This window comes from Actinacidiphila sp. bgisy144, from assembly GCF_057708105.1.
The window spans coordinates 243620-269682 of the sequence record NZ_JBYIRM010000007.1; the positions used below are offsets into that span (position 1 = coordinate 243620).

Annotated in this window: 26 protein-coding genes, 1 pseudogene and 3 CRISPR repeat arrays; of the genes and pseudogenes, 11 read left to right on the plus strand and 16 right to left on the minus strand. The window is 69.9% G+C overall.

The genetic code is table 11. From position 1 onward, the window contains the following. Positions 1-410: 410 nt before the first annotated feature. On the plus strand, positions 411-1061 hold the full coding sequence (locus AC3EVP_RS11340; RefSeq protein ID WP_435128712.1) for a methyltransferase domain-containing protein: 651 nt from the start codon (positions 411-413) through the stop codon (positions 1059-1061). Between the two features lie 212 nt (positions 1062-1273). Further along, a complete protein-coding gene (locus AC3EVP_RS11345) occupies positions 1274-1603 on the plus strand; it encodes a hypothetical protein (RefSeq protein ID WP_435128715.1) in 330 nt (109 codons plus the stop codon). 94 nt (positions 1604-1697) lie between these two features. Here the strand turns inward: AC3EVP_RS11345 and AC3EVP_RS11350 are convergent. Beyond that, a pseudogene (locus tag AC3EVP_RS11350) lies at positions 1698-2296 on the minus strand (transposase); the annotation flags it as partial. Positions 2297-2311: 15 nt separating this feature from the next. Between AC3EVP_RS11350 and cutA the strand changes: the two are divergent. After that, positions 2312-2644 (plus strand): divalent-cation tolerance protein CutA, encoded by a 333-nt coding sequence (gene cutA / locus AC3EVP_RS11355; RefSeq protein ID WP_435128718.1) that lies wholly within the window; start codon positions 2312-2314, stop codon positions 2642-2644. 3 nt (positions 2645-2647) lie between these two features. Here the strand turns inward: cutA and AC3EVP_RS11360 are convergent, their stop codons facing one another. Next, the gene (locus AC3EVP_RS11360; RefSeq protein WP_488179797.1) at positions 2648-3154 is read right to left on the minus strand and encodes an NsdA family TPR-like regulatory protein; all 507 of its coding nucleotides are present in this window, start codon (positions 3152-3154) and stop codon (positions 2648-2650) included. Here AC3EVP_RS11360 and AC3EVP_RS11365 point away from each other — a divergent pair. Further along, positions 3146-3484 carry a MazG-like family protein gene (locus AC3EVP_RS11365; RefSeq protein WP_435128724.1) on the plus strand — a complete coding sequence of 113 codons (339 nt, stop codon included), beginning with the start codon at positions 3146-3148 and terminating at the stop codon, positions 3482-3484. The two genes, AC3EVP_RS11360 and AC3EVP_RS11365, sit on opposite strands and share 9 nt — an antisense overlap. 1018 nt (positions 3485-4502) lie before the next feature. After that, positions 4503-4935: a CRISPR direct-repeat array (repeat unit 30 nt; unit sequence GTTGCTACCCCTCGCAGGGGCGATGAGGGC). A 99-nt stretch (positions 4936-5034) separates the two neighbouring features. After that, positions 5035-5859: direct repeats of the CRISPR family, unit length 30 nt; unit sequence GTTGCTACCCCTCGCAGGGGCGATGAGGGC. Between the two features lie 124 nt (positions 5860-5983). Here AC3EVP_RS11365 and cas2 read toward each other — a convergent pair. From cas2 to AC3EVP_RS11380, 3 genes are read right to left on the minus strand one after another with little or no spacing between them, the layout of a single operon-like run. Beyond that, positions 5984-6247 carry a CRISPR-associated endonuclease Cas2 gene (gene cas2 / locus AC3EVP_RS11370; protein ID WP_335970427.1) on the minus strand — a complete coding sequence of 88 codons (264 nt, stop codon included), beginning with the start codon at positions 6245-6247 and terminating at the stop codon, positions 5984-5986. Positions 6248-6253: 6 nt separating this feature from the next. Further along, positions 6254-7234, minus strand: coding sequence for a type I-B CRISPR-associated endonuclease Cas1b (gene cas1b, locus AC3EVP_RS11375; protein ID WP_335970425.1), 981 nt, complete (start codon positions 7232-7234; stop codon positions 6254-6256). A 1-nt stretch (position 7235) separates the two neighbouring features. Further along, positions 7236-7733, minus strand: coding sequence for a CRISPR-associated protein Cas4 (locus tag AC3EVP_RS11380; protein WP_435128729.1), 498 nt, complete (start codon positions 7731-7733; stop codon positions 7236-7238). Between the two features lie 756 nt (positions 7734-8489). Here AC3EVP_RS11380 and AC3EVP_RS11385 point away from each other — a divergent pair. From AC3EVP_RS11385 to cas3, 5 genes are all read left to right on the plus strand, one after another. After that, complete coding sequence (locus tag AC3EVP_RS11385; RefSeq protein ID WP_435128732.1) at positions 8490-9083, plus strand: CRISPR-associated endoribonuclease Cas6; 594 nt, start codon at positions 8490-8492, stop codon at positions 9081-9083. Then, positions 9076-10563: a hypothetical protein gene (locus AC3EVP_RS11390; protein WP_435128735.1), complete on the plus strand. Its 1488-nt coding sequence runs from the start codon at positions 9076-9078 to the stop codon at positions 10561-10563. The genes AC3EVP_RS11385 and AC3EVP_RS11390 overlap by 8 nt, the downstream gene beginning before the upstream one ends. Positions 10564-10572: 9 nt before the next feature. Continuing rightward, positions 10573-11631 carry a type I-B CRISPR-associated protein Cas7/Cst2/DevR gene (gene cas7i / locus AC3EVP_RS11395; RefSeq protein WP_435128736.1) on the plus strand — a complete coding sequence of 353 codons (1059 nt, stop codon included), beginning with the start codon at positions 10573-10575 and terminating at the stop codon, positions 11629-11631. A gap of 72 nt (positions 11632-11703) precedes the next feature. Beyond that, positions 11704-12354: a CRISPR-associated protein Cas5 gene (gene cas5, locus AC3EVP_RS11400; RefSeq protein WP_435128738.1), complete on the plus strand. Its 651-nt coding sequence runs from the start codon at positions 11704-11706 to the stop codon at positions 12352-12354. 21 nt (positions 12355-12375) lie between these two features. Then, positions 12376-14796 (plus strand): CRISPR-associated helicase Cas3', encoded by a 2421-nt coding sequence (gene cas3, locus AC3EVP_RS11405; protein ID WP_435128741.1) that lies wholly within the window; start codon positions 12376-12378, stop codon positions 14794-14796. Between the two features lie 134 nt (positions 14797-14930). Then, positions 14931-15895: direct repeats of the CRISPR family, unit length 30 nt; unit sequence GTCCTCATCGCCCCTGCGAGGGGTAGCAAC. Positions 15896-15950: 55 nt separating this feature from the next. Here the strand turns inward: cas3 and AC3EVP_RS11410 are convergent. From AC3EVP_RS11410 to AC3EVP_RS11450, 9 genes are all read right to left on the minus strand, one after another. Beyond that, on the minus strand, positions 15951-16340 hold the full coding sequence (locus AC3EVP_RS11410) for a hypothetical protein (RefSeq protein ID WP_435128744.1): 390 nt from the start codon (positions 16338-16340) through the stop codon (positions 15951-15953). A gap of 109 nt (positions 16341-16449) precedes the next feature. Next, positions 16450-18207, minus strand: a complete 1758-nt coding sequence (locus AC3EVP_RS11415; protein WP_435128747.1) for a relaxase/mobilization nuclease domain-containing protein — start codon at positions 18205-18207, stop codon at positions 16450-16452. Further along, the gene (mobC, locus tag AC3EVP_RS11420) at positions 18204-18500 is read right to left on the minus strand and encodes a plasmid mobilization relaxosome protein MobC (RefSeq protein WP_435128750.1); all 297 of its coding nucleotides are present in this window, start codon (positions 18498-18500) and stop codon (positions 18204-18206) included. The genes AC3EVP_RS11415 and mobC overlap by 4 nt, the downstream gene beginning before the upstream one ends. 320 nt (positions 18501-18820) lie before the next feature. After that, positions 18821-19045: a hypothetical protein gene (locus AC3EVP_RS11425; protein WP_435128753.1), complete on the minus strand. Its 225-nt coding sequence runs from the start codon at positions 19043-19045 to the stop codon at positions 18821-18823. 102 nt (positions 19046-19147) lie between these two features. Then, positions 19148-20182 (minus strand): DUF2637 domain-containing protein, encoded by a 1035-nt coding sequence (locus tag AC3EVP_RS11430; protein ID WP_435128756.1) that lies wholly within the window; start codon positions 20180-20182, stop codon positions 19148-19150. Further along, the gene (locus AC3EVP_RS11435) at positions 20179-20745 is read right to left on the minus strand and encodes a WhiB family transcriptional regulator (RefSeq protein ID WP_435128759.1); all 567 of its coding nucleotides are present in this window, start codon (positions 20743-20745) and stop codon (positions 20179-20181) included. Before AC3EVP_RS11435 ends, AC3EVP_RS11430 begins: the two co-directional genes overlap by 4 nt. Before the next feature lie 116 nt (positions 20746-20861). After that, positions 20862-21572: an ATP-binding protein gene (locus tag AC3EVP_RS11440; protein WP_435128762.1), complete on the minus strand. Its 711-nt coding sequence runs from the start codon at positions 21570-21572 to the stop codon at positions 20862-20864. Further along, the gene (locus AC3EVP_RS11445) at positions 21572-22600 is read right to left on the minus strand and encodes a hypothetical protein (RefSeq protein WP_435128765.1); all 1029 of its coding nucleotides are present in this window, start codon (positions 22598-22600) and stop codon (positions 21572-21574) included. The genes AC3EVP_RS11440 and AC3EVP_RS11445 overlap by 1 nt, the downstream gene beginning before the upstream one ends. Position 22601: 1 nt before the next feature. Next, positions 22602-22928 carry a transcriptional regulator gene (locus tag AC3EVP_RS11450; protein WP_435128768.1) on the minus strand — a complete coding sequence of 109 codons (327 nt, stop codon included), beginning with the start codon at positions 22926-22928 and terminating at the stop codon, positions 22602-22604. Positions 22929-23362: 434 nt separating this feature from the next. On the opposite strand from AC3EVP_RS11450, the gene AC3EVP_RS11455 reads away from it, so the two are divergent. Beyond that, entirely contained in the window at positions 23363-23812 is a 450-nt protein-coding gene (locus AC3EVP_RS11455; protein WP_435128771.1) for a Secondary metabolite protein, read from the plus strand. Between the two features lie 342 nt (positions 23813-24154). Here the strand turns inward: AC3EVP_RS11455 and AC3EVP_RS11460 are convergent, their stop codons facing one another. Together AC3EVP_RS11460 and AC3EVP_RS11465 are read right to left on the minus strand one after the other, a co-directional pair. After that, entirely contained in the window at positions 24155-24373 is a 219-nt protein-coding gene (locus AC3EVP_RS11460) for a DUF397 domain-containing protein (protein WP_335970394.1), read from the minus strand. Next, positions 24370-25248: a helix-turn-helix domain-containing protein gene (locus tag AC3EVP_RS11465; protein ID WP_335970393.1), complete on the minus strand. Its 879-nt coding sequence runs from the start codon at positions 25246-25248 to the stop codon at positions 24370-24372. Before AC3EVP_RS11465 ends, AC3EVP_RS11460 begins: the two co-directional genes overlap by 4 nt. A 287-nt stretch (positions 25249-25535) precedes the next feature. On the opposite strand from AC3EVP_RS11465, the gene AC3EVP_RS11470 reads away from it, so the two are divergent. Next, on the plus strand, positions 25536-26030 hold the full coding sequence (locus AC3EVP_RS11470; RefSeq protein WP_435128775.1) for an ATP-binding protein: 495 nt from the start codon (positions 25536-25538) through the stop codon (positions 26028-26030). The last annotated feature ends 33 nt before the right edge of the window (positions 26031-26063 follow it).

Genomic DNA, 26063 nt, shown 5'->3' on the forward strand with positions numbered 1-26063 from the left:
GAGTTCCTCGTTGGTCCGAACGGGGCCTGGACACTGGTCGACCTCAACCCGAACGGCCAGTGGGCGTACGTCCCGGCACTGCGCACCCCCATCACCAACGCCCTGGCCGACCTCCTGGAGGAACCCGCCCGCCGCCGACGAGCTGCGCCGCCTCATGACCGAACGCCTCGTCGCGGACGGCGCCCTGGGCACGCCGGGCTGGCGCGATGCGTTCGCCGAAGTGCCGCGCGAGGTGTTCGTGCCCGAGTTCACCCTGCGGGCCCGCGGCGGGAAGGTCCGCTACACGCCGGCGGACCCCTCCTGGATCGCCGCGGTGTACCAGGACACCTCACTCATCACCCAGGCCGACGAGACCGGCACTGCCACCAGCTCCAGCACCGCGCCAACCCGCGGGGTACGCCCCGACGCTCGTGGCGGGCGACGGCGTGGCGGGCCACCCCGACCGAGCGCCCTACGACCGGCTCGTGGCGACGTGCGGCGTCGGCCGCGTGCCGGACGCATGGCGGACCCAGGTCCGGCCGGGCGGCCTGATGGTCGTCGCCGTCGGGTACGGCATCGCGCGCCTGACGGTCGGCGAGGACCACAGCGCATCCGGCCGCTTCCTGCCGCACCTCACCGCGTTCATGGCGGCCCGCTCCACGCCGGACGCGACCGCGGCCGCGGCCCGCCACATCGCGGGCACCCTGGCGGCCGCGCAGGGAGAGCACCAGACGATCACCGTCCCCGCCGGCCTCGACGCCGACCTGCCGCAGCTCCTCGCCTCTCTCATCCACCCGGACGTCGCCCAGATCGACCTCGTCGACGCGGACGGGCGCACCGTGCGCTGCCTGTACACCCCGGACATGGAGTCGTGGGCCCGCATCACCATGCGCGACCCCCGCGAGGCCGACCTCGTCCACGGGGGGCCGCGCGATCTCTGGGCGGAGCGCGCGCCGCACCTGCACACGTGGGTCGAGGCCGGACGCCCCGGCATCGACCGCTACGGACTCACCGTGACCGCCGAGGGCGGCCACACCCTGTGGCTCGACGACCCGACCGGGCACGCCTGGCCCCTCACGTAGACCTCACCGCGCTGCCCACCCCGTCACCCGCGGGTCTTTGTTCGCCCGGGCCCGGCACGCCACCCCAAGGTTCGCCGGGCACGGGTCCGCTGGTCACCTCCCGGGGGGACGCACCGCTGCGTACCCTTCTCGTCGTGGGGGGGACCCGCCGTGGCGGCGGTCCAGCCCTGTGGCTGATGCAGTGAGCCACTGCGCACGACAGGGGAGATGGCATGGACTTCACCAAGAACGTCAAGGGTTTCGCCAGAGGAGCCGCAAGGCGTTTCACAGAGGTCGTGGCATCCATGAAGCAGGCCAAGATCCAGTCCATACGCGACGATGCGCAGAAGGCCATGGACGAAGGCCGCGTCGTTTTCGTGTACCGGATCAACGGCGGCTCGCTGGACTACTCAGGCTCGCTCGATGGCCTCGCGGAGTACATCGAGGTGATCGAGACGGTGGGATGGCGACTCGATCAGTCAACATTCACGCACGACAAGGAGGGGGCTACGTCGGCTTTTCTCACCTTCCGGCGAGCGGAGGGCTCCGTTGGGGCAAGGTGAGAACGAGCAGCGATGCCCACCGCCCTCGGCAACCGTGGCGCTTTGAGCCGGGGTTGCCCGGCAGTCGTGGGGATATCACCACGACTGGCCGCCAGGTGATGGTCATGCCGACCGAGTACGACAGCCACCGACCCCGCTGGGCGAGCCAGGCGACGAACTCATGAGTACCGCCGGCGGAGTCGGTACGGTCAGTGTCCGGCGTCCACGCCGGTACTGCTTCGGCAGCTGTGCCAACGCCAGTTGGGTCGTGGTGATGTGGTCAGCGGCGGTGTTGCTGCCTGCGTTTCCCGGCCGCAGCAGTCCGGCCACCGGTTCCCCACTGCCGCCGCTGCCGTGATCGACGAATCCCATCAGCGGGTGGTGTCCGAAGGTCTTCTTCCAGGTCGCGGTGGCGTCCTGCTTCTCGGAGTGGGCCAGCACGAGTACTCCGTCCAGGTCCACGATCACCGGCTCTGCCCGCAGCATTGCGACATCGGCAAGGCCGTCTCCGCCCAGAGCGACTGCCAGGGCCACGTCCAGCAGGATCTTGCCCGGATCGTGCACCGCCCTCGCACGTCGCCACGGCGTCAGCGCCGCCGATATCGCCTGGTCAAGCCCCACCTTGCGAGCCGTCTCGACCAGCAAAACAGCCCCGGCCTGGGACACCACCGCTCGGCCACCGCCCTGAACGCGGACACGTGGGTACGACCCGATGGTTAGGCTAGCGGCGTGACTGACTTCGTGCAGGTGTCCACCGCCACCGAGACGCGGGAGCAGGCAGTTCAGTTGGCGGAGTCGGTCGTACGGGCGCGGCTCGCGGCCGGGGCACAGGTGGTCGGGCCGGTGACGTCGGTGTTCTGGCACCTCGGGGAGTTCGGGACCGGGGAGGAGTGGCAACTGCTGCTCAAGACCACCGCCGAGCGGTACGCCGCTCTCGAAGAGCACCTGGTGGCGCACCATCCCTGGGACAAGCCGGAGGTCGTCGCCGTACCGATCACCGCGGGTTCGCCTCCGTACCGCCGGTGGGTGGAGGCGAGCACCGCGCCGAACGAGAGCCAGTAGGCGTCAGCCCGCTGCCTGTTCCAACACGACGGCCACCACCGGTGATTGCCGATGAACCGCAAGTTTGGTGAGTAGCGGCGCCAACCGGGCGCGCGGGCGGACGGACGCGACGCCGTCAGCCAGGTCCAGCGCGCGTCCCGTTGCGGCGGCGGCCTGCTCGACCTCTCCAGCGGTCAGGTACGAGTCCGCGAGCCACGACGTGTAGAGCGCCTTGTCGCGGGCGTGGCTGTCGTCATACGAGGCGAGCGCGCTCTCCAGGACGGGAACGGCCCTCAACGGCCTCCGCAGTTCGGTCCAGCACCGGCCGGTCATGATCTGGAGTTCCGTGTGATCGACCCATGCGACCCAGTCCGGTTGGGGTGAGCCGTTCGCACTCGCGAGTGCTTCATGCGCCGACGCCAGAGCCTGCTCGGCCTCGGTCGCCTGCCCGGCCGCGTTCGGCGGGCTCGATAAGGTCCCCCGGCACCCCGGATCACCCCCGACGCAAGGAGCAACCCCGCAGTGAACCACGAGACATGGACGACGATCGACCGCCTCGTGCGGTGGCTCGACGAGAACGACAACGCCACGCCGGAGACGGCACGGCTGCTGCGGCTGCTCAAGCTGTCGGAGGAGGTCGGCGAAGTCGCCCAGGCCGCGATGGGGGCCGCGGCGGCCAACCCCCGGAAGGGCAACTCGCACACCTGGGAGGACGTCCAGCACGAACTGTGCGACGTCATCCTGAGCAGCATGGTCGCGCTGGCCACGCTCACCCCGGACGCGGGCAAGGTGTTCGAAGAGCGGCTCGGCGTCGTCGCCGACCGGTCGCTGTCCCGGCCGGAGCACGCCGAAACGGTGTGAACCCGACGAAAAGAGGCCCTGGCCGGAATCACTCCGACCAGGGCCCTTCCGGTAGGCCGCGTGGGACTCGAACCCACAACCAATGGATTAGAAGTCGCCCGGATTCCGGACCGAAGGATGACCCGTAGTCCACAAGAACCCTGTTCGTGCAGGTAGACAGCATGACTGGTCCACTTCGGGGCAGACCGTTTTCCCTGTTCCGCAGGCGTCCGGGCTCACACCGGGCTCACCGGGGTGCCGCGGGCGCCGCGGGTGCTGCGGGCGCTGCGGGCGCTGCGGGCGCCGCTGAGCTTGGCACGGCAACGGGCCGGGCTGGTCGGAGTGACTGCACTCATCGGGAAGGCGGGAGAAGCATCCGTCCGCCTTCCCGATTGGATCAGGTACCGACCGTGACGCGAGCGGCGAACTTTGCTAGCGTTCCAGGCGATTTTGAGATCCATCCAGCAGGTGTGTCGGCGGATCGTCGGGTAGTAGTGGCAGCGTCGGGCTGTTGCCTGGTGGCGTCTGCGCCAGATTGACCAGTGCAGCATCCTGGCAGCGTTCGAGGCCAGCGGGCCGAGGACGACTTCGAGCCGGATCGCAGCCAGGAGTGCAGCAGTCGAAGACACGTGCACACCGGCACCCGCGACCCAGACGTCAGCAGGGGCAATGAGGGCTCGTGATTCCGCCGCTGTACGTCGCGGAACGCCTGTTGCTACCCCTCGCAGGGGCAATGAGGGCCCCGGAGCAGGCCGCCATCCGGGCGCTCGGCGTACTGTTGCTACCCCTCGCAGGCCGATGAGGGCTCCGGGTCGTCCGGCGTCGTGTACGGCTCGTCGCGTTGCTACCCCTAGCAGGGGCGATGAGGACCTGCTCTCCGACCGGCCGGGTCAAGGTGTAGTCGGACGCGTTGCTACCCCTCGCAGGGGCAATGAGGACGGGGGCGTCACTCGCCGACCAGCGCGCCACGACCCTGTTGCTACCCCTCAGGGGCAATGAGGGCGCTGGCCAGCCTCGCCCTGATCACCGTCCTGTACGTGTTGCTACCCCTCGCAGGGGCAATGAGGGCGGGGTCTTCTACCACGTCCACGTCCCCAGCGGCACCATTTGCTACCCCCCGCAGGGGCAATGAGGGCTGTAGGAGCCCGGCCGCTCCGCATTTCTGGGGAACCTGTTGCTACCCCTCACAGGGGCAATGAGGGCGAGAGACTTCGTGCAGCGCCAGCTGCCGATGGACATGTTGCTACCCCTCGCAGGGGCAATGAGGGCTCGATGGTCAGGCGGGCGGTCGGGTCGGCGCCGGACGCGTTGCTACCCCTCGCAGGGGCGATGAGGGCCGCTGCTCGGCTCCCCGTGGCTCGCCCCGGTCCTCGCGTTGCTACCCCTCGCAGGGGCGATGAGGGCAGGTGTGGGCCAACAGCGCCCGTACGCCGGTCGTGATGTTGCTACCCCTCGCAGGGGCGATGAGGGCACCAGTGGGGCCAGGGCGTCGACATCCTGGACTACACGTTGCTACCCCTCGCAGGGCGATGAGGGCCTGCGCGCGGCCTGCGGCCGCCCCTGGGCACGCCGTTGCTACCCCTCGCAGGGGCGATGAGGGCGTGAAGGGCAACGCCCTTCATCCGGCGGTGTCGTGATGTTGCTACCCCTCGCAGGGGCGATGAGGGCGCAGTCCGGCTTCGGCGGCGGCGCGCCGCAGGGCGGGTTGCTACCCCTCGCAGGGGCGATGAGGGCTTCCGGGCGATCGTGCAGGCGGCTTGGCGCGGCATGTTGCTACCCCTCGCAGGGGCGATGAGGGCCGCCGCCCGGCCGCGCCCCCACCGCCGTTGCCGCGTTGCTACCCCTCGCAGGGGCGATGAGGGCAGGTGGGTTGCCCGGTAGGCCGCCAGGGCGAGTAGGGGTTGCTACCCCTCGCAGGGGCGATGAGGGCACCCGCGCCCACCGCCTGGTCCGCGCCTACGGCGAGTTGCTACCCCTCGCAGGGGCGATGAGGGCGGGCGGGCATCTTCCGGCCGTCCACACGGATGATGACGTTGCTACCCCTCGCAGGGGCGATGAGGGCGCGTGTACCAGGCCGCGCCGCCGTCCCCGCGTGCAACGTTGCTACCCCTCGCAGGGGCGATGAGGGCATGCTCGATGTTCCCATGAAGACGGTCATGTGGATGTTGCTACCCCTCGCAGGGGCGATGAGGGCTCGCAACTTCTCGGCCGAGGAGCAGGGCCAGTGGGATGGTTGCTACCCCTCGCAGGGGCGATGAGGGCGGTCACCACCGCCGGGCGGATCACCTGCCGCGCCTTGTTGCTACCCCTCGCAGGGGCGATGAGGGCGCGGTCGGCGTAGTCGCGCATCCGGCGCTCGGCCTCGGGTTGCTACCCCTCGCAGGGGCGATGAGGGCCCCACGGTAAAGCTGCAGGTCGGGTGGTGGGAAGGGGGCCGTTGGGAGTGGGGTTTTGCAGCGGACCTCCGGTCGTGCGCATGGGCCCGGTGTGGCGCTGAAATTCGGTGGGGGTCGGGGTGGTTCAGAGGACGTCGGTCGGGGCGGGTTCGGTTGCGCCCCACTCGAGGCGCTCGGGGACGGCTCCTGGGGGGAAGGTGTAGACGAGGACGTTGTCGTAGGTGAGGTCGAGGACGGATTCGACGGCGTTGTGGAAGCGGCGGAGTTGGGCGTCGCTGAGGTGGCCTTCGAAGACGCTGCGTTGGACGTGGTGGAGGTATTTGCGGCAGGTGCGGAGGATCTTGGGGTTGCGTTCGGCGAGCGTGTCGTAGACGACAACGACGTACACGACCGGCTACCACCAGATCCGGAAGGGCTTGTAGGGGGTGCCTTCGAGGCAGTGCCGGGTGAGGGCGAGGGCGTCGAGGTAGAGGAGTTCGTCGTAGGCGACGTTGCGGGCGAGGGTGCGGTGGGCGACGGTGACGGCGAACTCGTCGCGGACGGTCTGGACGACGAGTTTGCGCCCGGTGTCGCTGAGCATCGCCTGGTTGGTGTCGCGGTCGAAGTGGTGTTCCTTGAGCTGGTTGCGGGCGGCCATGCGCAGCAGGAGGCGTTCGGCCATGAGGGGTTTGAACATCTCCGACAGGTCGAGGACCAGGGAGTGGCGTTGGCGTTCCATGGTGCCGTGGAGGAAGGCGATGCCGCTGTGGAGGGGAGTGAGGCGTACGGCGGTCAGGACGCGGGCGTAGGTGATGCCGTTGACGTAGCTGATGAAGGCGTTGCCGGCGTTCTTCGGTGGGCGGCGGCTTCGCCCGTTCAGTTGGAGCCAGTCGGGGAGTTTGGTGTCGATGACTTCCCAGGCGGAGCGGCGGAAGGTGCCTTCGGCGCCCATGAGTTGGGCTTGGGTGGTGCTGGTCTTGAGGGAGTCCTGCAGGACGGTGTAGGGGCGGGCGAGGAGTTTGCGGTCGACGACGCGGCGGACGTTGAAGGCGCAGGCGTCCACGATGTTGCGGGCGATGGCCATGCCGGCTTGGGGGTCGGCTGCTGTGCGGGCTTGGGCGAGGACGGTCTCGCCGGAGGTGCTCGTGTCGGAGGTGAGCAGGGAGCCGGCGTAGTCGCCGTAGTAGCTGAGGAGGTGGACGTTGATGCGGTGCCGGTTGAGGAGGGAGACGACCGCGGTGTTGATGTCGGTCTCGGCGCAGGCGACGATGTCGCGGACGTCGGTGACGGGGATGTGGACGCCGGCGGCGTTGTCCCGTTCGATGATCAGGGATTCGTCTTTGCGGCGGATGCGGCACGGGCTGGTGAGCCAGTAGGTGCGGGCGGCTGCGGGCATCTCATTCCGTCCAGCAGTAGTCGGTGAAGCTGCATCCCCGGCAGGCCGAACGCGCGAGGCGGTCGGGGGAGTCGGCGGTGCGGGCGATGGTCAGGACCGCTTCGATGTCGGTGTCGGCCTGGCGTGCGGCGGGCTCGTCGTAGGGGAACTTCCGGGTGCGGCGGGTCTTGGGGTAGTGCAGGACCGCGCCTTTTACGTCGATGCCGACGCGGTGCAGGCGGTGGCAGTAGTGGCGTCCTTGTGCCTCGTCGGCGGGGGTGGGGCGCGAGGAGGACTTCACCTCGTGGACCCAGTGGTTGCCGTCGAGGAAGTCGAGTTGGGCGGCGCCCAGGTCGACCGGGGTGTTGCGGGTGTAGGAGGTGTCGTGGACGGCTTCGCCGAGCTGGACTGCGGCGTTGAGGTGTTCGGGGCGGATGCCCCGTAGGTACAGCCACAGTTGGCGTTGGCAGTGGTAGAGGTACTTGATGTGGACGCCGCCGACGTCGTCGTAGCCGATCATGCGTCGGGCCGTTCCGCGGGCTGGGGCAACGGGAGACGCGTCGAGGCGCCTTGTCCTCGACTGAGGACGGCTACGCACGGCGCTGGGCGCTTCGACGCTTCGCGGATCATGGTCAAAGGGGTCTCCTGGCTCGGGTGTTGACGCCACGTTCGCGGATGCGCATGGCAGGACGATGCCTCCGCGGGCGCAGGATTCGCGATCCCCATAGGGGCCGAGTTCCACCGGTCACGGGCGTGTCACGTGTCCTTGGTGGGCGCCCGTTCGCCGGGCCTTCCCCATGGAAGGGGTGGACCGACCATACCGCAATGAAGCTCCCGCTCAGTCAGGAGCGTTGCGCGCCTCGCGAGCGCCGAAACCCCGCCGAGGCCGCGGGAGTTCGCCCCACATACGTTCGACTGGAGCGACATTAAGGATCTTTCGTGTCTAACTGGAAGAACTCATGAGATTTGCTTCTTAGTAGTCAATAGACTACTTTCTGCTCCATTCGGGTGCCGCTCCGACGGCTCCCACCACGCGGCTCACTGTGACAGGGGGCACTGACAGCGGGAGCTGTCACCGCCCTGAGCTGCGGTTTGAAGGCTGTTCCGATCAAAGGGGATGGGGATGCGGTTACGGGTGGAGTTCCACACGGGTGCACGGGAGTTGCCGTGGCGGGACGTGCTGGCTCCAGGGCGTGCGCTCGCGTACGAGCTGCTGAAGCGGGGAGCGCCTGCGTTGGGTGCGGCTCTGCACGCGAAAGGGTGGGGGCCGTACCGGATGGCACCGTTCGGATACGGTGCGCCGACGTTCCGGGCGGCCCGGCGCCGTCGGGGGGTGTACGCGGCGGACGGGCCGGGAGTGGTCGAGTTGGGCAGCCCGCTGGCCGCGGTCGTCGAGGGCTGGGCCGCCGGCCTGCGGGAGACGCCGGTGCTGGCGTGGGGTGCTACGGCGTTCATCGTGGACCGCGTGGTGCCGGTGGAGACCCCGTCGTTCAACTCGGGTCGCGCGGTGTTCCGCACGTCGACTCCCGTGGTGACCAAGGCCACCTTGGAGCGCGACGCGCAGGGACAGCGGCCGGAGGGCACGGTGTGGCGGCTTCCGGGCGAACCGGAGTGGGACGTCTACGTGCAGAACAACCTGCGCCGAAAGGCCGAGACGCTCGGCCTGGACGCGGAGGTGACACTGGAGCGTGTCGGCTGGACCGGGCCCAAGCGGTCGTTCGCGGTCGCGGGAGCTGCCGGGGGCGGCGGCAAGAAGCCGGGAGCGTGCGTCGAAGTCACCGTGTCAGGGCCGCCGCAGACGCTGTCGGCCATCGCGGACTGGGGGATCGGGCAGGCGAACGCCGCGGGCATGGGGTGGATCGATGCCTGACAGTGACGGTCAGGGCAACAGCGGCCCGCCGGAACGAGCTTCGGACCCGGAAGGGCATGGCGTGTCCGTCGTCCTGACGTCGAGCCCGCTGCAGCGCATCGGGGCGTTCGCGTTGGCCGCTCTTGCCAAGTCCTCCTCTCCGGAGATGATCACGCCGGCGGCGTTCGCGGCCGTCACCGACCGGATGACGAGGGATCTGCTCCGGACGTCGGAGTTGGCCAAGGCCGCCGATCCGGGCGGGTTCTGGCTCAGCGCGAGTTACCTGCTGTGGCCCAACTCCAAGATCAATCCGACGGCTCGGGGACGGCAGAGTCCCCGGGAGCGGCGGGAGCAGATCAGCGCTTGGCGCACGCCGCAGGCAGCGCTTCGCCGGCTCGGCGTCCCCTGTGCGTACTGCGGGCGTGAGGCGTGCGACTGGTTCGGGAAGGTCGACATCCCGCTCGGCGCGAGCGTGGCCTACCGCAACACCACCGCGCCCGGGCACCAGGGCACCGCGCTGTGCTTCCCGTGCGTGTCGTGCCTGTGGGCGTTCCCGTACGGGGCGGCGCTGTCCGGCGGCCGGGCTGCGGCCATCCACTCGTGGGATGACGAATTCCTGGCCCGGGTGACGCGTTCCGCGGTGCAGCAGACACTGGAGCGCGCGGCGATCGCTGCGCCTGTGAAGGGCGCGAAGAAGAGCCCGTACGCACGTGAGCTGGCGGTGCTGACCGCGGTACGCGAGTACGGCCGACAGAGCCGCCGTATCACCGCACCGGTGGAGTTGCTCGTGCTGTCGAACTCCAACAAGGAGCAGGTGCTCGTCACGCAGGAGATGAGCCAGCCGATCGCCGAATGGCTGCGGTCGACGGTGCGGGATGCCGACCGCCGAGGCGGGTACGCGGCGCTGGCTGCGACTCAGGCGACCAAGCAGGTCCCGGGCGAGGCGTACTTGGCCAAGCGCGCGTTCGCGCGGCCCGCGCACGTGCTCAGCGCTGCTGTCGCCAATCTGCTGACGCGGGCGGCCGCCTCACAGGGTGCGGTGCCGCCCGAGGTGGCGTCGCTCCACGCGATCGTGCACTCCTACTGCATCGAGGTACTGACCATGGACGAGAAAGACGTCGAACGCATCACGCTGCTGGCGGGCCGGCTCGCCGCGCTCCTGGGGCAGGACAGCCGCCCCGGTCCTTTCCGTGACTTCATCCGCGCGAACAGCCGCGGCGGGAACCTGTACGGCTGGTTCCGGTCCCGAGCCGTGGAATGGCAGCTGCTCCCCCGCCCGGAAGGGACCGAGCCGGTGCTCCTGCCGGTGCGGGACTACCGGCTGCTCTTCGAGGACGAGCGCTCCTGGTCCTGGCGCAGGCTGCTGACGTTCGCGGTGCTGGAGGCGCTCGCGAACAACGGATGGCAGCCGAAGGGGTCCACCGAGGAGATGCGCGAGTTGCAGGACGAGCTGTCCGACTCCGCTGACTCCGACTCCGACTCCGACAACGACGAGAACTGAGGAAGAACGATGACGTTTCTGGTGGGGCAGACCATCCTGGGCATCAAGGCCGGCGCGCCGAACAACGGCCGCGGCGAGGACAACCGCGGCATGGTCAAGCAGTTCACGTCAGGCAAGGACGTCTACCCGTACGTGTCCGCGCAGGCCGCCCGCCGGTGGCTGCGCGAGAGCCTGCCCGAGGATGAGCCGACGTCCCCGGTGATCCGCAGCGGCGAGGGCAAGAAGCAGCAAGCGTACACCAAGGGCCGACCGGACCTGTATCTCGACGACGACCTGTTCGGCTACATGATCGCGGTCAAGGCCGACGAGGAGGGCGCGAAGAGGGGCGAGTCGAAGACGTTCATGCGTGACACCGTGCTCGCGACCGGCACGCTGGTCGCGGTGGTGCCCAACACGCCGCAGATGGACTTCGGCACCATGAGCCGCGACTTCGAACCGGGAGCCCACCCGGTCATCCACGAGCACCAGATGTACACCGCCGACCTCGCCGGGGACCTGCTGCTCGACCTGCCCCGGGTCGGCACCTTCGAACTCGGCGGCAAGACCAGCAAGTCCGCCCTGCCCGCTACGACCGCGGCCTCGCTGCTCGAGTCCGGCAGCGTCAGGGTCACGATGCGCGGCGTGGAGTGCGTACGCCTGCCCCTGGCCGAACGGCGCCGCCGAGTGGCAGTCCTCCTGCGCGCCATGGCCGTGGTCAAGGGCGGCGCGAAGCAGTCGGCGCACTACGGCGACCGCACCCCGGGACTGATCATCCTCGCGCCGGTCAAGGGCGGCACCAACCCCTTCACGCGGGTGATCCGCAACCGGCAGCACGCCACCCACTTCGACACCGACATCCTCACCGAGGAGATCGAGGCGTGGGCCGACGTGCTGGACGGCCCGGTCCGTATCGGGTGGGCTCCGGGGTTCCTCGGTGACCAGCGCGACCGCGCCACCACCGACCTCAAGGCGCTCGTCGACGAGAAGAAGGTCGTCATCGGGCACCCGCGGACCGTCCTCAACACCCTCGCCACCGAGATCGAGGACGGCGACCACGACGCGTGGTTCGACGACGCCCCGCTCACCTGACGTTCCGCACCCGCGTCATGATCGCCCCTGGCAAGGGGACGCCCGACCGACCACACGTGCGCGAGGAAAACCATGCCCCCAGCACTCCAGGTAACCGTCTCCGCCCCGATCGTCAGCTTCCGCAACCCCCTCTACGACGGCCTGCAGGTCGGCTTGCCCTGCCCGCCGCCCTCCACCGTCGGCGGCCTGCTCGCCGCAGCGGCCGGAGGATGGGACCGCGTGCCACCGGCCACCCGATTCGCCATGGCCTTCCACGCCGCCGGCCACGGCGCCGACCTGGAGACCTACCACCCGATCGCCGGCCCCGGCACCGAAACCAACACCACCATCAAGGACCGCGACTTCCTCGCACACACCACGCTCACCATCTGGCTCGACACGGACCTCGACCTGTGGCGGCGCGCGCTGCGAGCACCCGTGTGGCCGCTGCGACTCGGACGCAGCCAGGACCTCGTGTCCGTGCGGGTCCGCCCGGTGGACCTGCAACCCGGTCCCGGCGTCCAGGGCCACGCGATCGTCCCCGACGACCTGCCCGGCGCCACCGGCACCCGGATGCGCCTGACCACCGCCATCGCACACACCCGCGACCGCACCCACTGGGGCGGCTACCGCTACGCCCCCGACGGTTCGACCGCACAGATCGACACCGGAACCAGGACCGCCGAGGGCCAGGCCGTCGCCCTGCTACCGGCCACCCACCCCGACCGGTTCCTCGCTGCCTGACTGACCGACAAGGAGAGTACGGTGCAGCAGCCGCTGCGCGCCAAGAGCCCCGCCCAGCCCGGGCAACCCGGCGAACTCCTCACCAGCCACCTGCTCCACACCCTCAGCGCCCTGCACCAGATCCGCGCCCGGATCGGCACCATCCCCGACACCCCCGAGGACTTCTGGACCTGCGCGGCTCTGGCAGCCCTGCTCCACGACACCGGGAAGATCCCCTACGGCTTCCAGCGCATGGTCGGCAACACCCCCGACAAGCCCCAGAACTGGGGACAGCGCCACGAAGTACTCTCCCTCGGATTCGTCGAGCACCTCCTCCACCACCTGCCCGCGCCGACCCGCACCTGGATCGCAGCGGTCGTCGCCGGCCACCACCGCCCCTTCACCGGCAGCACCAGATCCCTGCTGGCCCAGCACGACGCCGACACCGCCGCCGACTTCCTCACCCGCTACACCCCCGCCGACGAGCACCACCTCGCCGACCTCCTGCGCTGGCTGCACACCACCGCCCGGCAACACCACCTCCCCGTCCGCGCAGACCTCCCCACCCTGCGGATGCCCGACATCACCGACTCCGCCTTCACCGCCTTCACCCGCGTGATGGACCAATGGGAGGACGCCCTTCTCGACGACGGGCCCCACGGACGCGCCACCACCCTGCTGCTCGGCGCCGTCACCATGGCCGACCACCTCTCCTCGGCGGACTCACCACTCGACACCGCCCACCCGCTCACCCCCGCATACCCCCACGCACTGGCCAACCGGCTCGCGGCAACCGGCCACCAGCTCCGCCCCCAACAGCAGGACGCCGCCCGCACCAGCGGCCACATGCTGCTGCGCTCATGGACCGGAAGCGGCAAGACCGAGGCCGTCCTCCTCTGGGCGGTCCGCCAGACGACGGAACTGGCCGCTTACGGCCGCGGCAACCCCCGCGTGTTCTACCTGCTGCCGTACCTCGCCAGCATCAACGCCATGACCGGACGGGTCCAAACCGAACTCGACGCCCGCGGCCGCATCGGCGTCGCCCACTCAAAAGCCGCCTCCTACCACCTGGCCCGCTCACTCGAAGACGGCTGCCCCACCAACGACCAGGACGAGCCCGGCCTCGACCTGTCCCAGCCCACCGACGCCGCCGCCAAAGCCCACTCACGCGCCCAAGCAACCAAGAACTTCCGCGAACTCCTCCGCATCGGCACCCCCTACCAACTTCTCCGCGGATTCCTCGCCGGCCCCACCCACGCAGGAATCCTCACCGACAGCGCCAACTCCGTCTTCGTCCTCGACGAACTCCACGCCTACGACACCCAGCGCCTCGGCATGATCCTCGCCACGATGCGGTTCTGGCACGACACCGGCGGACGCATCGCCGTCATGTCCGCCACCCTCCCCCAAGTCCTCGCCGACCTCGTCCACGACACCCTCGACGACCACACCACCCTCATCGAACCGCCGCCCGACGCCCCCGCCCCCGTACGCCACCGCCTCCACCTCCGCGAAGCCCACCTCACCGACGACGCCACCGTGGACGAGATCCGCAGCGAACTCACCGCCGGGCACTCCGTCCTCGCCGTCGCCAACAACATCCGCGACGCCATCGCCCTCTTCGAAGAACTCCAACCCCACTGCACCGCACTCCACGGAGAAGGCTCCGCGCTCCTGCTGCACTCCCGCTACCGCCGCATGGACCGCGACACCATCGAAGCCGCCCTGACCGCCCGCTTCGGAGCAGACCGGCCACGACGCCCCGGACTCCTCGTCGGCACCCAAGCCCTGGAAGTCTCCCTCGACCTCGACCTCGACATCTGCCACACCTCCGCAGCCAACCTCGAAGCCCTCTTCCAACGCTTCGGCCGCGTCAACCGCCTCGCCACCAAAGCCCCCGCCCCCGTCATCGTCCACCAAGCCGCCTACACCACCCGCCGAGGCACCGGCGACAAACTCTGGGCCGACGGCGTCTACGACGCCGAACCCACCCAACTCGCCTGGAACATCCTCACCCGACACAACGGCCAACCCATCGACGAGCAAACCGTCACCCACTGGCTCAACGAGATCTACCAAAGCCCCTGGGGCACCCGCTGGCGCACCGAAGTCGAAGACCACCGCACCCGATTCACCAACGCCTTCCTCACCTTCAACGCTCCCTTCGCCGACCGCTCCCGCCTCGCCGAAGAGTTCGACACCCAATTCGAAGGAACAGAGGCAATCCGCCTCACCGACGTCCCCCACTACGAAACCGCCCTCACCACCGCCAACAACCGCAAAGAGGGCCGCCTCCACGCCGACCAATACCTCATCCCCCTCCCCCACTGGGCCACCCACTCAACCCGCTACAACAAACGCCTCCGCATCCACACCATCGACGCCGAATACGACCCTCAACTCGGACTACGCTCCATCCACCACGACCACCACCAGACCTACCAACCCGGAGAAGTCATCTGACAGCAAGCCCGCATGACCCGCCCATACGATTTCAGCGCCACACCGGGTCCACCCGCACAACCGGAGGTCCGCTGCAAAACCCCACCCACAACGGCACCCTCACCACCACCCGACCTGCAGCTTTACCGTGGGGAGTCCTCATCGCCCCTGCGAGGGGTAGCAACGACCCACCAAAAACCACACCGTCCACGACACCGCCGCGAGTCCTCATCGCCCCTGCGAGGGGTAGCAACGCGGCGTCCAACGGCGGCCGCGCCGGTTCGCCGAGAGTCCTCATCGCCCCTGCGAGGGGTAGCAACACCCCCGCTTTCGCGGGGAGCACGGCACCGCCCTGGAGTCCTCATCGCCCCTGCGAGGGGTAGCAACCTGTAGCCCTCCGCGATGAGGCGGGCAGCTTCGGCGGTCCTCATCGCCCCTGCGAGGGGTAGCAACACCCGTACACGACCGACGCCACCGGCACCATCAGGCGTCCTCATCGCCCCTGCGAGGGGTAGCAACACGCCCCGGGTACTGCTCGCCCGCTGGCCGAGCACGGTCCTCATCGCCCCTGCGAGGGGTAGCAACGCCCACGTCCACCGGCTACCGGCTGGTGCGGGACGCGGGTCCTCATCGCCCCTGCGAGGGGTAGCAACCCGACCTTGCCGATCGGCACTACGGAGATCACCGCGGTCCTCATCGCCCCTGCGAGGGGTAACAACGCGTAGCCGAGCGGGTCAGACTGCTGATTCGCAACGGGTCCTCATCGCCCCTGCGAGGGGTAGCAACAGCTCGGCTGCCGGGCGGGTGGTTCTCGGTGCTGCGTGTCCTCATCGCCCCTGCGAGGGGTAGCAACTACGGGGCGGGGCGGGTGGGGATGAGCTCCAGCTCAAGGTCCTCATCGCCCCTGCGAAGGGTAGCAACAGCGCGAACGCGAGGAACGTGCGCTCGGGGACGGACGTCCTCATCACCCCTGCGAGGGGTAACAACCGGTACTCGGCCTGCACCTGCGCGTACTGCTCGGCCGTCCTCATCGCCCCTGCAAGGGGTAGCAACTTCTTCAGCGCGGCCTTCCCGAACGCGTCGAACGCCGGTCCTCATCGCCCTTGCGAGGGGTAGCAACAACGTGCGGTGGGTCGCCCCACACCCGCCAGGCCCAGGGCAGATTCGCGGAGCGTTCACAGCCCACGAAGCTCCCAACCCATGGCGGCCACGCTCTCCTTCATGCTGGCGTAGGTGGTGGTGTCCGGGAGGCGGGTCAGGGCCAGGAAGTCAGCGCGGGTGATCTCCGGTTCGTGACACCGGTTGTTGCAGCGGCACTGGATGAAGACGTTGCGGCCCTCGTTCATCACCAGCCAGTCCCGGCGGTCCCGGCAGAATGCGCACATCACGGGGATGCCACGCAGGGTCAGTTCCTGGGGGTGGCGGATGTAGTGGATGGCGCGAGGGCCGCTGTGAGGCTCAGGCTCGTACTGCAGTTGAAGCAGCGGGTCACCGCCGGCCGGGGTGGCGGCAGGAGCAGTGCGTGCGTCTGAGGGGTGGTTGTTCGTTCTGAGCGCGAGCGTCATCTCCGTTTCTGGGCCTGTCTGTTCATCCGTAACAGCAGGTGGGGGCCGGTTGTCCAGGGGGTTTCAGCCGGTCCGGCAGGGCCGGATGCGGGCCTTTCGGACCGGAGTGTCAGCGGCGTGGCGGACGGTTGCGGGGGTCCGGAGTATCCGGGCGGGGCTCCGAGGGCGGCGCACGGTGGACACCAGGTCGGCGAGCCGGAGGCGCAGTGCGACCGGTGCCGGCCTTCGGGAGTGGGGAGATGGGGCCAGGGTGGGCGGGGAGGTCGGCGAGACGGCGCAGGCGCCAGACCAGGACGTCGTTCACGTTCTCGGCGGAGTCGAGTTCACGCATGTCGACGGCCTGTTGGAGTAGGGCCTCGGGGTCGTGGCCGGCCTGTTCTGCCTGGGCAAGGGTGGCGGCCAGCGCGTCGTGCTGGGCCTCGCTATCGGTGCGGGGGAGATCGTGGGGCAGTGCCGCGCGGATGGTGATCTCATAGCCGCGGCGCTGGCCTTCGGGCAGGGCTCGGCCGTGGGCATGCAGGGCCTGCATGGGTGAAGCGGCGGCCTGTTGGTAGGCGGCGCGCAGGTGCTGGGCGGTCTGGCGGGAGGCTGCTGCTTGCTGGGCGTGTCCGCGGGCGGAGTGCCAGCGGGCGGCGGCGATGGCGGCCAGGGCCAGGGTGGACAGGAGCATCGCGGTGGCGCCGCCGTCCTCGCCCCGGCCCAGTGCGCCGCCGGCTTGGATGATGCCGCGGGCGGCGGAGCGCATCGCGCGGGTGTCGGCTTGTTCGGCGCGGATGTGGCTGCGGGTGGCGCGTTCGAAGGAGCGGGCGGCGGCGGCCAGCTCGGCGCGGCTGGCGGCCGGGGAGGTCTGGGCGACGGCGTCGAGGAGTTCGCCGATCCCGACGAGCTGGGCTGCGGCCTCGCCGTCGTCGTCGCTGTCCAGAAGGAGGGCGGCGCGCTCGGCGGCTCCGGACGCGGCTCGGCGTCCCCGGGCGGGCGCCGACCGGTTGGTCCGCGCAGCGCCGGTTCGCGGCGGGGCGTCCTGGTCGGGGGCAGCGCCGGTCAGGCGGAGTCGGATGCGGGGCAGGGAGAGGTCGGCGGCCAGGGTGGAGCCTGCGAACCAGATGGGTTCGCCCTTGGCGTTGCGGTCGCCGGGCAGGGCCACGGCGTAGCCGAGGACGTCGCCCGATGAGCCCAGGGTGGGTTTGACCCGTAGGCCCTTGTCCTTCAGGCGGGTGAAGAATTCGGATTCGTCGGCGGCTCCGGCCAGGGCTTGGCGGACGGCTTCGCGGAGCGTCTCGCGCGGGGTCTCGGCACGGCCGGTGCGTTCGGCTTTGAAGCGTTCTTGGCTGGTGGGGGCTTTGGCGGCGGTGCCGTCGCCAGGGTTGAGCTGGCGCAGGCCGTAGTCCTTTTCTATCTGCCGGGCTTCGGCCTGGGCCTTGCGCTTGTCGAACTTCAGGTCGGCTCGGCGGCCGTCCTGCCGTACGAGGGTGGCTGCGATGTGGATGTGGTCCTGCGCGTGGCGGACCGCGACCCAGCGGCACGCGGCGGTGTCGCCTTCGGGGGCGATGCCGACGGCGCGCACGATGCGGCGGGCGATGTCCGCCCAGTCGTTATCGTCGAGGTGCCGGTCGCCGGGGTCGGCGCGCACCGAGCAGTGCCAGAACGTCTTCTCCGGCGCCCGGTCCCCGAGCGCTTTGACGGGCTGGTCGAGCTGGCCGGCGAGCTGGGCGATGGTGTGCTGCGGGTTGCGACCCGGGTCGGGGGCGTAGTCGTTCCAGGACGCGACCAGGTGCTGATCGGTGTGCTCGTCACGTTTGCCAGCGCCGAACAGGTAGCGGACCAGCCCGTACGTGCTGCGGGTGCCGTACCGGATCTTGGGGATCACCGGCGGACCAGCCACGCGACGGCGTCGTCGAGTCCGGCCAGTGCGGTGTCGATGCGGTGCAGGAGCCGTCGCAGATCGGTGGCGGGCTGCCCACCGGCGTTGAGGAAGTGGGCGACCTGGTTCAAGTTGTTGCCGACGGCGGCGAGTTGCCGGTTGGACTCCATCAGCTCCTGCACCCCGCGCCGGTAGTCCGCGACCGCTGCGGTGGGGTTGAGGCTGGATGCGGCGGCGAGGGTGGCGGCTGCGGCGTAGCCGCCGGGGGCGAGGTCCGCGGCGCTGGCCGCCTGTTGCACGGCAATCCACTCGTCATCGCTGAATCGGGGGCAGATGCGGTGCGGGCGAAGGCTGCTCTGGCGCAGTCGGCGGCGTGGTGCTACGCGGACGGCAGCGCTCGGCGGCGCTGGCGGCGGCGGTTGTTCCTCCCCCGACGGCACCCCTGGGCCGTCTTCCCGTTCGGCAGCAGGCACCCCCGGGCCTGCTGCCGAACGGGAAGCTCCCGCCCCCTCGGGGGCGGGAGCGGGGTAAGGACTCCTTACCCCACAACTTGCTGCCCCGAGGGCCGTGGTGACCTCACGCTCCTGTTGCGGGGTGGTGGGCGACGTGTCGTTGGCGGTCACCGGCCCGGCTCCGCTTCCTGCTGGTGGACCTCGCGCAGGATGTCCTCGATGAAGTCCATCGCCAGGACCGGGTGGTGCAGCGTCCACGGGCGACTGTGACGGCCCTTCTGCACGATCCAGGTGGTGTCCGGGCCTGCTTCGGCGCAGTGGAGGTGGCCTTGGCTGACCAGGACGGCCAGCCAGGTGTCCACCTCGGCCGGGGTGGCGGGGTTGGTGCGCATGATGGTGCTCTCCAGTCGGTCGGAGGGAGTCGGAAGGTGGCGCTCCGGGGGCGGGTGACCGGCCGGGTTGTCCGGCCTGGCCACCCGACCTCGGATGGCCGGTCAGTCGCGGGAGGTGGTGACCGGCTCGTCGCGCTGTTCGCGGAGCTGGGCCATCAGTGCGGTCAGGGTGTTGCTGGACAGCGGTATCCGCTGGCCCCGGATGGCCTGCGCGACGACTTGCCGGGTGAGCTTGTCCTGCGCTTTGACCGCTGACCGGGCGATCTCCAGCAGTTCCTCGGTGTCCGGGTCAGGCCGCCGGTCACCGGCTCTGCGGGGCTCGCGGTCACTGACCGGCGCACGAGTGACCGGCCAGTCAGTGACCGGCGGGTGGCTGACCGGGCGGGCGGTGACCGGCGCGGTGGCGTCCGGTCGGCCACTGACCGCCGGGCCGCTGTCCGGCTGACCGCCCAGGTCAGTGCCCTGCTTCCCCCGAACGCCGGTGTCCTGGTGACCGGTGACCGGGCGGCCGTCGTCCGCTCGGTCACCCGCTCGGGTCAGTGACCGGGCGGTCGCGGTGGGCGGGTTGGCGGTCACCCGGGACGGGTCGGTCGGCGCGCTGACCGGCTGACCGGCACTGACCTGAGCGGGGTGCGGTGACCGCTGACCGGCCTGATCGTGACCGGCTCGGTCAGCCCGGCCGATGCGTTCGCTGCGGTTGCCCGGGCCTCGGGCGATGAGGATGTACAGGTGGACCGCTCCGGCCAGGGCCAGCGGTGCGACGGTGGACAGGTAAGCGACCACGGTGTCGCCGAGCTGCAACCCGCCGGCAGAAGGCGCCTGGTCGTTGAGGCGGACGGCGTGCAGGGCGTTGGCCCACACGCTGACCCCGGTCGCGGTGCCGACCAGCGTCCAGACGTACAGGCGGGCGCGCAGCGGGGCGGTGCGCAGGACCAGCAGGGCGCGGATGCCGTAGGCGATGAAGCCGTCGACGACCAGGGGGAAGAGCCAGCAGAGGTTGGGGCGGATGTGGATGGCGATGGCCATCTGCATGAGGGCGCTGGCGGACAGGGCGCACCCGGCGCCGCCGAGGACGATCACGGCGAGGCGGTCCCAGCCGGTGACGAGCGCCGTCGTCGGCGCGCTGGCGGGGTTCACGCGGCCGTCCCGAAGTCGCCCTGGTCCGGGGTCTGGCTGCCGTGCTCGGGTGGTGGGCTGGTGGGCGTGGCGGCGTCGAGGTCGCGGTGGCGAAGGGCGTGGCGAGTCTCGCGGTAGCGCTTCTGCGCGGTTTCCTCGTCGATCTTCAGGATCCAGGCGAGGCGGTGGGCGGGCAGGCCGTGGCGGTAGGCGGCGTGGATGACGGCCTGCCGTTCGGCGGCGGTGAGGTGGATGTCGCGTCCGGCGACGGCGGCGTTCACGCGGGAGTAGTCCAGCCGGTGCGGGAGCCGGGTGTGCATCGGTGCGCGCTCGTGTTCGGTGAGGCCGCCCCGGATGCCGTGGGTGTCGGCGTTCTCCAGGGCGGCGTCCAGGCAGGTCTGGCGGACGGGGCACTGGTTGCACAGTGCCTTGGCGGCGCGGATCTTGTCCATCTCCTCGGGGTCGGGGAAGAAGAGTTCGGGGTCGACCGAGTGGTACTCGGTGGGCTGGCAGACCGCCTGGTCCTGCCAGGTCTGGTCCCCCAGCGAGCGGTGGTGGGCAGGGGTCGTCGTCGTGCTGGGCATGCGCGGTGTGCTCCGATCGCTCTCCGCGCACGGTGGGCGTCGGCGGAGGTGCCTGGTCGGGAAGGTTGTGGGCAGCGCGCTGGGGGCGGGCCCGGCGGCAGCCGCCTGATGCGGGGTCAGGAGGCGCGGGCGCGTCTGCGGTCGACCAGGTCGAACTCGACCCGGGTGGTCATCTGGGTGAGCCTGCTGGCGACGCGGTCGCCGACGTGCGCGCGCAGGTCGCCGATGCGGAGGTTGGTGGTGATCAGCGTCGGCAGCATGTGGTTGTACCGGCGGTTGACCAGCCGGTACGTGATCTCCTCGGTCCACTCGCTGGCCTTCGCCGCGCCGAGGTCGTCCAGGATCAGCAGCGGCACCCGGGCCACGGCCGCCAGCTCCCGCTCGCTGTCCACCCCCGCCCTCGGGCGCAGTTCGGCGTACAGGTCGGCCGCCGTCGTCGCCCGCCACCGCACCCCCACCCCCGCCCCGACCAGAGCCCGGACCGCGCCATACGCCTGGTGGGTCTTGCCCGCGCCGACCACCCCGGCCATCAGCAGCGACGGACCCGTGGCCACCTGCCGCCGCGCCCCGATGCCCGGCGCGACCGCCTGCGCGGCAACCTCCCGGCACCAGGCCAGGACCTGCGGGTGGTCGGCCACCGCGTCCCGGTAGCGCGGCAGCATCCCCGCGCGCAGGGCGTCCAGCGGCGAGTACGGCTCCGGCTCGTCCGCCGCAGCGTCGGCGACGGCGAGTGCGGGGTCGATGTTCCGGGCTGCCAGGATCCTGGCCATCCGGTCCAGGGTTCCGGCACCGGCGAGGGTCTGCGGTTCGCGGGTTCGGGTGCCCATCACAGCTCCTCGGAGTAGGCGGTGGCGGCATCGACCGGGTTGGTCCACGCGCTGTGAGCGGGCACGTTAGGCCGGAATCCCGGACGGGCCAAACCGGCCCCCGTCCCGCCGGGGGCGTTCATCGCGTCGTTGACCAGGCTCGGCAGCCGGGAGGGGTGGCCCTGGATTTCGCCGAAGCGCCGCAGCCCGGCTCGTACGTGCTCCACCGCGATGCCCTCGGCGAGGAGCTTCTTGGCGATGCCGCCGAGGTGGCCGATCACGTCGCCGGGCGGGCGCTGGTCGCACGAGGCGACGTACTCGCCGACCAGTTCCTTCGCCGAGACGCTGCCCGCGTCGGGCGCATCGCGCCCCGTAGGGAAGAAAGATCCAGGATCCAAGATCCTAGATCCAGACCCCGAGGGTTCCCCGACCTTTCCGGGAGCCTTCCGGGAGCGTTCGGCGAATCCCTTCTGACCTGCGGTTTCATCAGCGGTCTCGTGGCGGGTGCTGTCGGCGGTGCCGGCGGGTTCCTGTGCGGGCGTGGGGGCGTCCTGGGCGGGTGCGGGAGGGGTCGGCGTGGGCTGCGTGGGCGGTTGGGGGGTTCCCGGAAGATTCGGGGAGCCTTCCGGGAGGTCTCCGGGAGCCTTCGGGGAGTCCTCGGGGCGCTCGGTGCAGGGTCCCTTGCAGACCCCGCACCGCTGCGGTTCGCACTTCGGGCATGCCGGGAGGCGGGACTGGGACGGGGTGTCGATCTTCTGGTGCTTGAACCAGGTCGGGTAGTGGAAGTAGCGCCGCCCGTCGCAGCCGGTGTACCGGCAGATCGCCCCGGCCTTCTCGAGCTGGGTGAGGTCGTCCTCGACCTGGACCGCGCCGTGCTCGGCGCGCAGCGGCCAGATGATGCCGAAGATGATGGCCGCGTTGTCGCGGTGCCGCCCCCAGTCGTCGGCCATGTTGGTCATCGCCAGGAAGGTCATCATGGCGGGGATGCTGACCTCGGCAAGCGTCTCGGACGTCCAGGTCTCGGGCTTGATCGATCGGATGCGCGGCACGTCAGCGACCCCGGCCTGCGGCGACCAGGTCGCTACGGGTGAGGGTGGCGGTGGCGAGGTCCAGGGTGTGGGGGCGGGTCCAGTCGGCTTCCGGCCAGACCCGCAGGACCCAGCGCGCCGCGCTCTTCGCAGCCGTCCGGCTCAGCTCGACCCGTGCCCCGTCCGCGTCCTTGGCGACGGCATGCGGGTGGGGCCAGGTCTGCGTCGGATCACTGAGGCTGACGCGCAGGGTGGCCGCGCCGGGAATCATGTCGATGAGCTGGGCTGCGAGACGCTGCTGCCGGGCTACATCCGGGCAGGCCGAACTTCCGCCGTCGGCGGTGTGCATGCGATACTCCGTTGTTCGTAGGAGCGCGGGCAGCGGTTCTCGTGCGAAGAGATTGCGCTGCTGCTCGCGCGATGTGAATCGGTGTCCTTCGGGATGCCGGCCCGGCGTCTGGGAGTTGGTAGCTCCCGGGCGCCGGTCGCGTTTGCACCCCGGTCACGGTTCTCCCGTACGCATCTCCCCCTCCCGTCCGGCGTGCCGCCGGTCCTTGATCCGCTTGCGCGGGGACCAGAACCATAGGGCGAGCCTTCGCCACACGTCCAGCGTCTCCACACACCATCCCACCAGGCATGCAACACTGGATTGGTCGGATGTCGAGAGAACCGTACATCGCATTTGCGTCTGCTCGTCAAGTACGATGTCGCCAGCGGAGACAGAATGCGGCGCGAGCGCAAGCAGAGTGGATGGCTTTCGGGGCCGCCACCGGAGGAGCAACGATGACCGAGCAGCAGCAGCCCCGCAGCGTGGCGGACCTGCTCGACCGCCTGTTCCGGGAGGTGCATCCCGCGGGGCGCGGCCCGTACACGTACGCGGAGGTCGCCGAGGGCGTACGGGAGTCGACGGGGTTCTCCCTCACCGCGAGCGCCATCCAACAGCTTCGGACCGGGAAGAACGAGAACCCGAAGATGGCCACGATCCGCGCGCTGGCCGCCTTCTTCGGCGTGCCTCCCAGCTACTTCTTCGAGGAAGAGGTGGCGGCACGGACGCTGGCCGAGATCGACGTGGTCACGGCGATGCGGGACGCGGACGTCCGCAGAGTCGCCCTGCGCGCCAACGGCCTGAGCGTCGGCAGTCTGCAGATGGTGGCCGCAGTGATCGACCAGGCCCGTCGGCTGGAGGGAATCCCCGACGACCCCGCCGGCTCCGACCTGCTCGACGAGAACTGAGCACCGCCAAGCCGCACGGCCCTGGCTCGTACGCGTCTCCACGCTTACACGCGGCACAACGAGCACGTCAGAGTCAGTGTCCCAGCCGGACCGGGCAGGCACTGACCAGCCAACCGGTGCGACTCCATTGCCCGGTGTCGCGGCGGGACTCGAGCGCGACCGCCTCGGCCTTCATCCCCCCCCGCGCCACACGCCGACGTGCTGTCACCGACCACCGTAGAGAGATTCAAGCCTTGGACAGCCCATTCCGCACCGACACACCAGCCTGCATCAAGGCCGCACCGGGCAGCCTTGCGTACTGTCGGCGGGCCGCAGGAGTCCCGCGGCCCGCCTGTGTTGTTTCTACGCGATGTCGAAGTCGGCGGCGCCGGACCGGACCAGGTCGATGAACGACGACCAGGCATCCGGCGTCACGAGCAGCGCCGGCCCCTGCTTGTCCTTGGAGTCGCGGACTCCGACGGCTTGCGCAAGAGCAGCGATCTCCACACACGCGTTGCCCTCCGCACCACTGTAGGAGGACTTGTACCAGGCGGTCTCGGGAGCTATGTCAGTGGACTTCACTGGAGTGTTGATGGTCCTGTCCTTCGCTGTAGTGCTTCCAGGAACTGCGGCGTCTCGTGGGGTGCGAGCGCCGATGCCCGCAATGCTTCGAACCTTCGGGAGAACCGTCCCACGTCGGGCTTCTTGTCGGTCACCCAGGCTTGGCCGTTGACATGGTCGGCCTGGACCATGCGGCCCAACGGCTCGTCCAAGTCAAGGATGATGAAGTTCTGGCTCGCGCGGTACCCAGCAGATGTCGCGGGCAAAACCTGAACGGTGACGTGGTCAAGGCGGCTGAGCCGCGCGATCTCCTCGTACTGGCGCCACATCACCTCCGGCCCACCGATGGTGGCCCGCAACGCGTCCTCAGCCATGATGACCCACAGGGGCCTGGGCTCTGTCTCGGTAATGATCCTCTTCCGGAACATGCGTAGGTCGACGTTGGAGTCGATGAACTCCGTCGTGATCTCGTCCGCCGCCTTAGCGCTCTCAAGCAGGGCGCGGGCGTACTCCTCCGTCTGGAGCAGCCCGAAAACGAGGTTGGGCTGCCACGCGTTGATGCTGACCGCGTCGGTCTCCATGCCGACGTAGTCGCGCATCCCCTTCTGGAAATGGGGGTTGTAGGGCACCCACCAACCCGCTTGCAGCGACTCGCGATGGATCGTCAGCAGGCTGTCGATCGTCTCGTCGTCCTGCTGGTAGTACTCCAGCAGGGACGTCAGATCCTTCGGGTTCGGCAGGCTGGTCCGACCACTCTCGACGCGCCACAGCTTCTCCTTCGAGAACCCGAGCGCAGAGGCGACCTCGGCCGTGCTGAGGCCGCGGTCCTCCCTCATCTTCTCCAGCACCTTGCCGAGATGCACTCGGCGACTCGTGGGTCCCTTCGGCGCTGCCACGTTGTGTCGTCCTCCTTCGAGTCGGGTGCCAACGCACCCGAGTCCGGTCCGGTCGCCACCGAGTCCGGTCTCACCGTACCCGGGCGGCGGGTGGTATTCCCCGAGCTCTTTCCGGATTTCACGAGCTCGCGCAACTGCATATACCAATCCGCATCTGAATTGCACGGCAAGTTGCACAACAACTCTCGCATGCATCACGCTGTTTGGGCCGGAGCTTCCGACGAACGGCTCAGCCGCTCAACGCTTCCGCCCCGGCTTCCCCTGTCCGCACCGCGAAGGGCACCGCCATGTCCAGAACCGCCCAGCGCAAAGGCACTTGCCGCGCCGCTCTTCGCGACGCAGCGAGCAGTCCTGCGAGCACGTCTGATGTGCTCACGGTGACGCTCGGCTGGACCGCGCCTCGCAACGTGACCGCCGCCGGCGAGCTCGGAGCGCGACAGGTCGGTTTGATGCGCCGCCTCGCGTGCGCCGCACTCGACCAGTGGGGCCTTCAGGCCGTTGCTGAAGACCTCGCCCTGGTGATCAGTGAGCTGGTCACGAATGCGCTGCGCCACGGTGGCGGCTGCACCAGCGTCTGCCTCGCCCATGGCGCCGCCGGCACCATCCACCTTGAGGTCCGTCAGAAGGCCCGCTGCCTTCCCCAGGTACTGCCGACCAGCGCCGAAGACGAGTCCGGCCGTGGGCTGCTGATCGTCTCCTCGCTTTCGGACAGTTGGGGCGTGGGCGAGTCGGGCGACTCGGTGTGGTGCACGCTCGCCCCCAAGGCAGGTGCGACATCGTGATCTGTCCGGGACGGAATGCATCCCGTTCGCCCG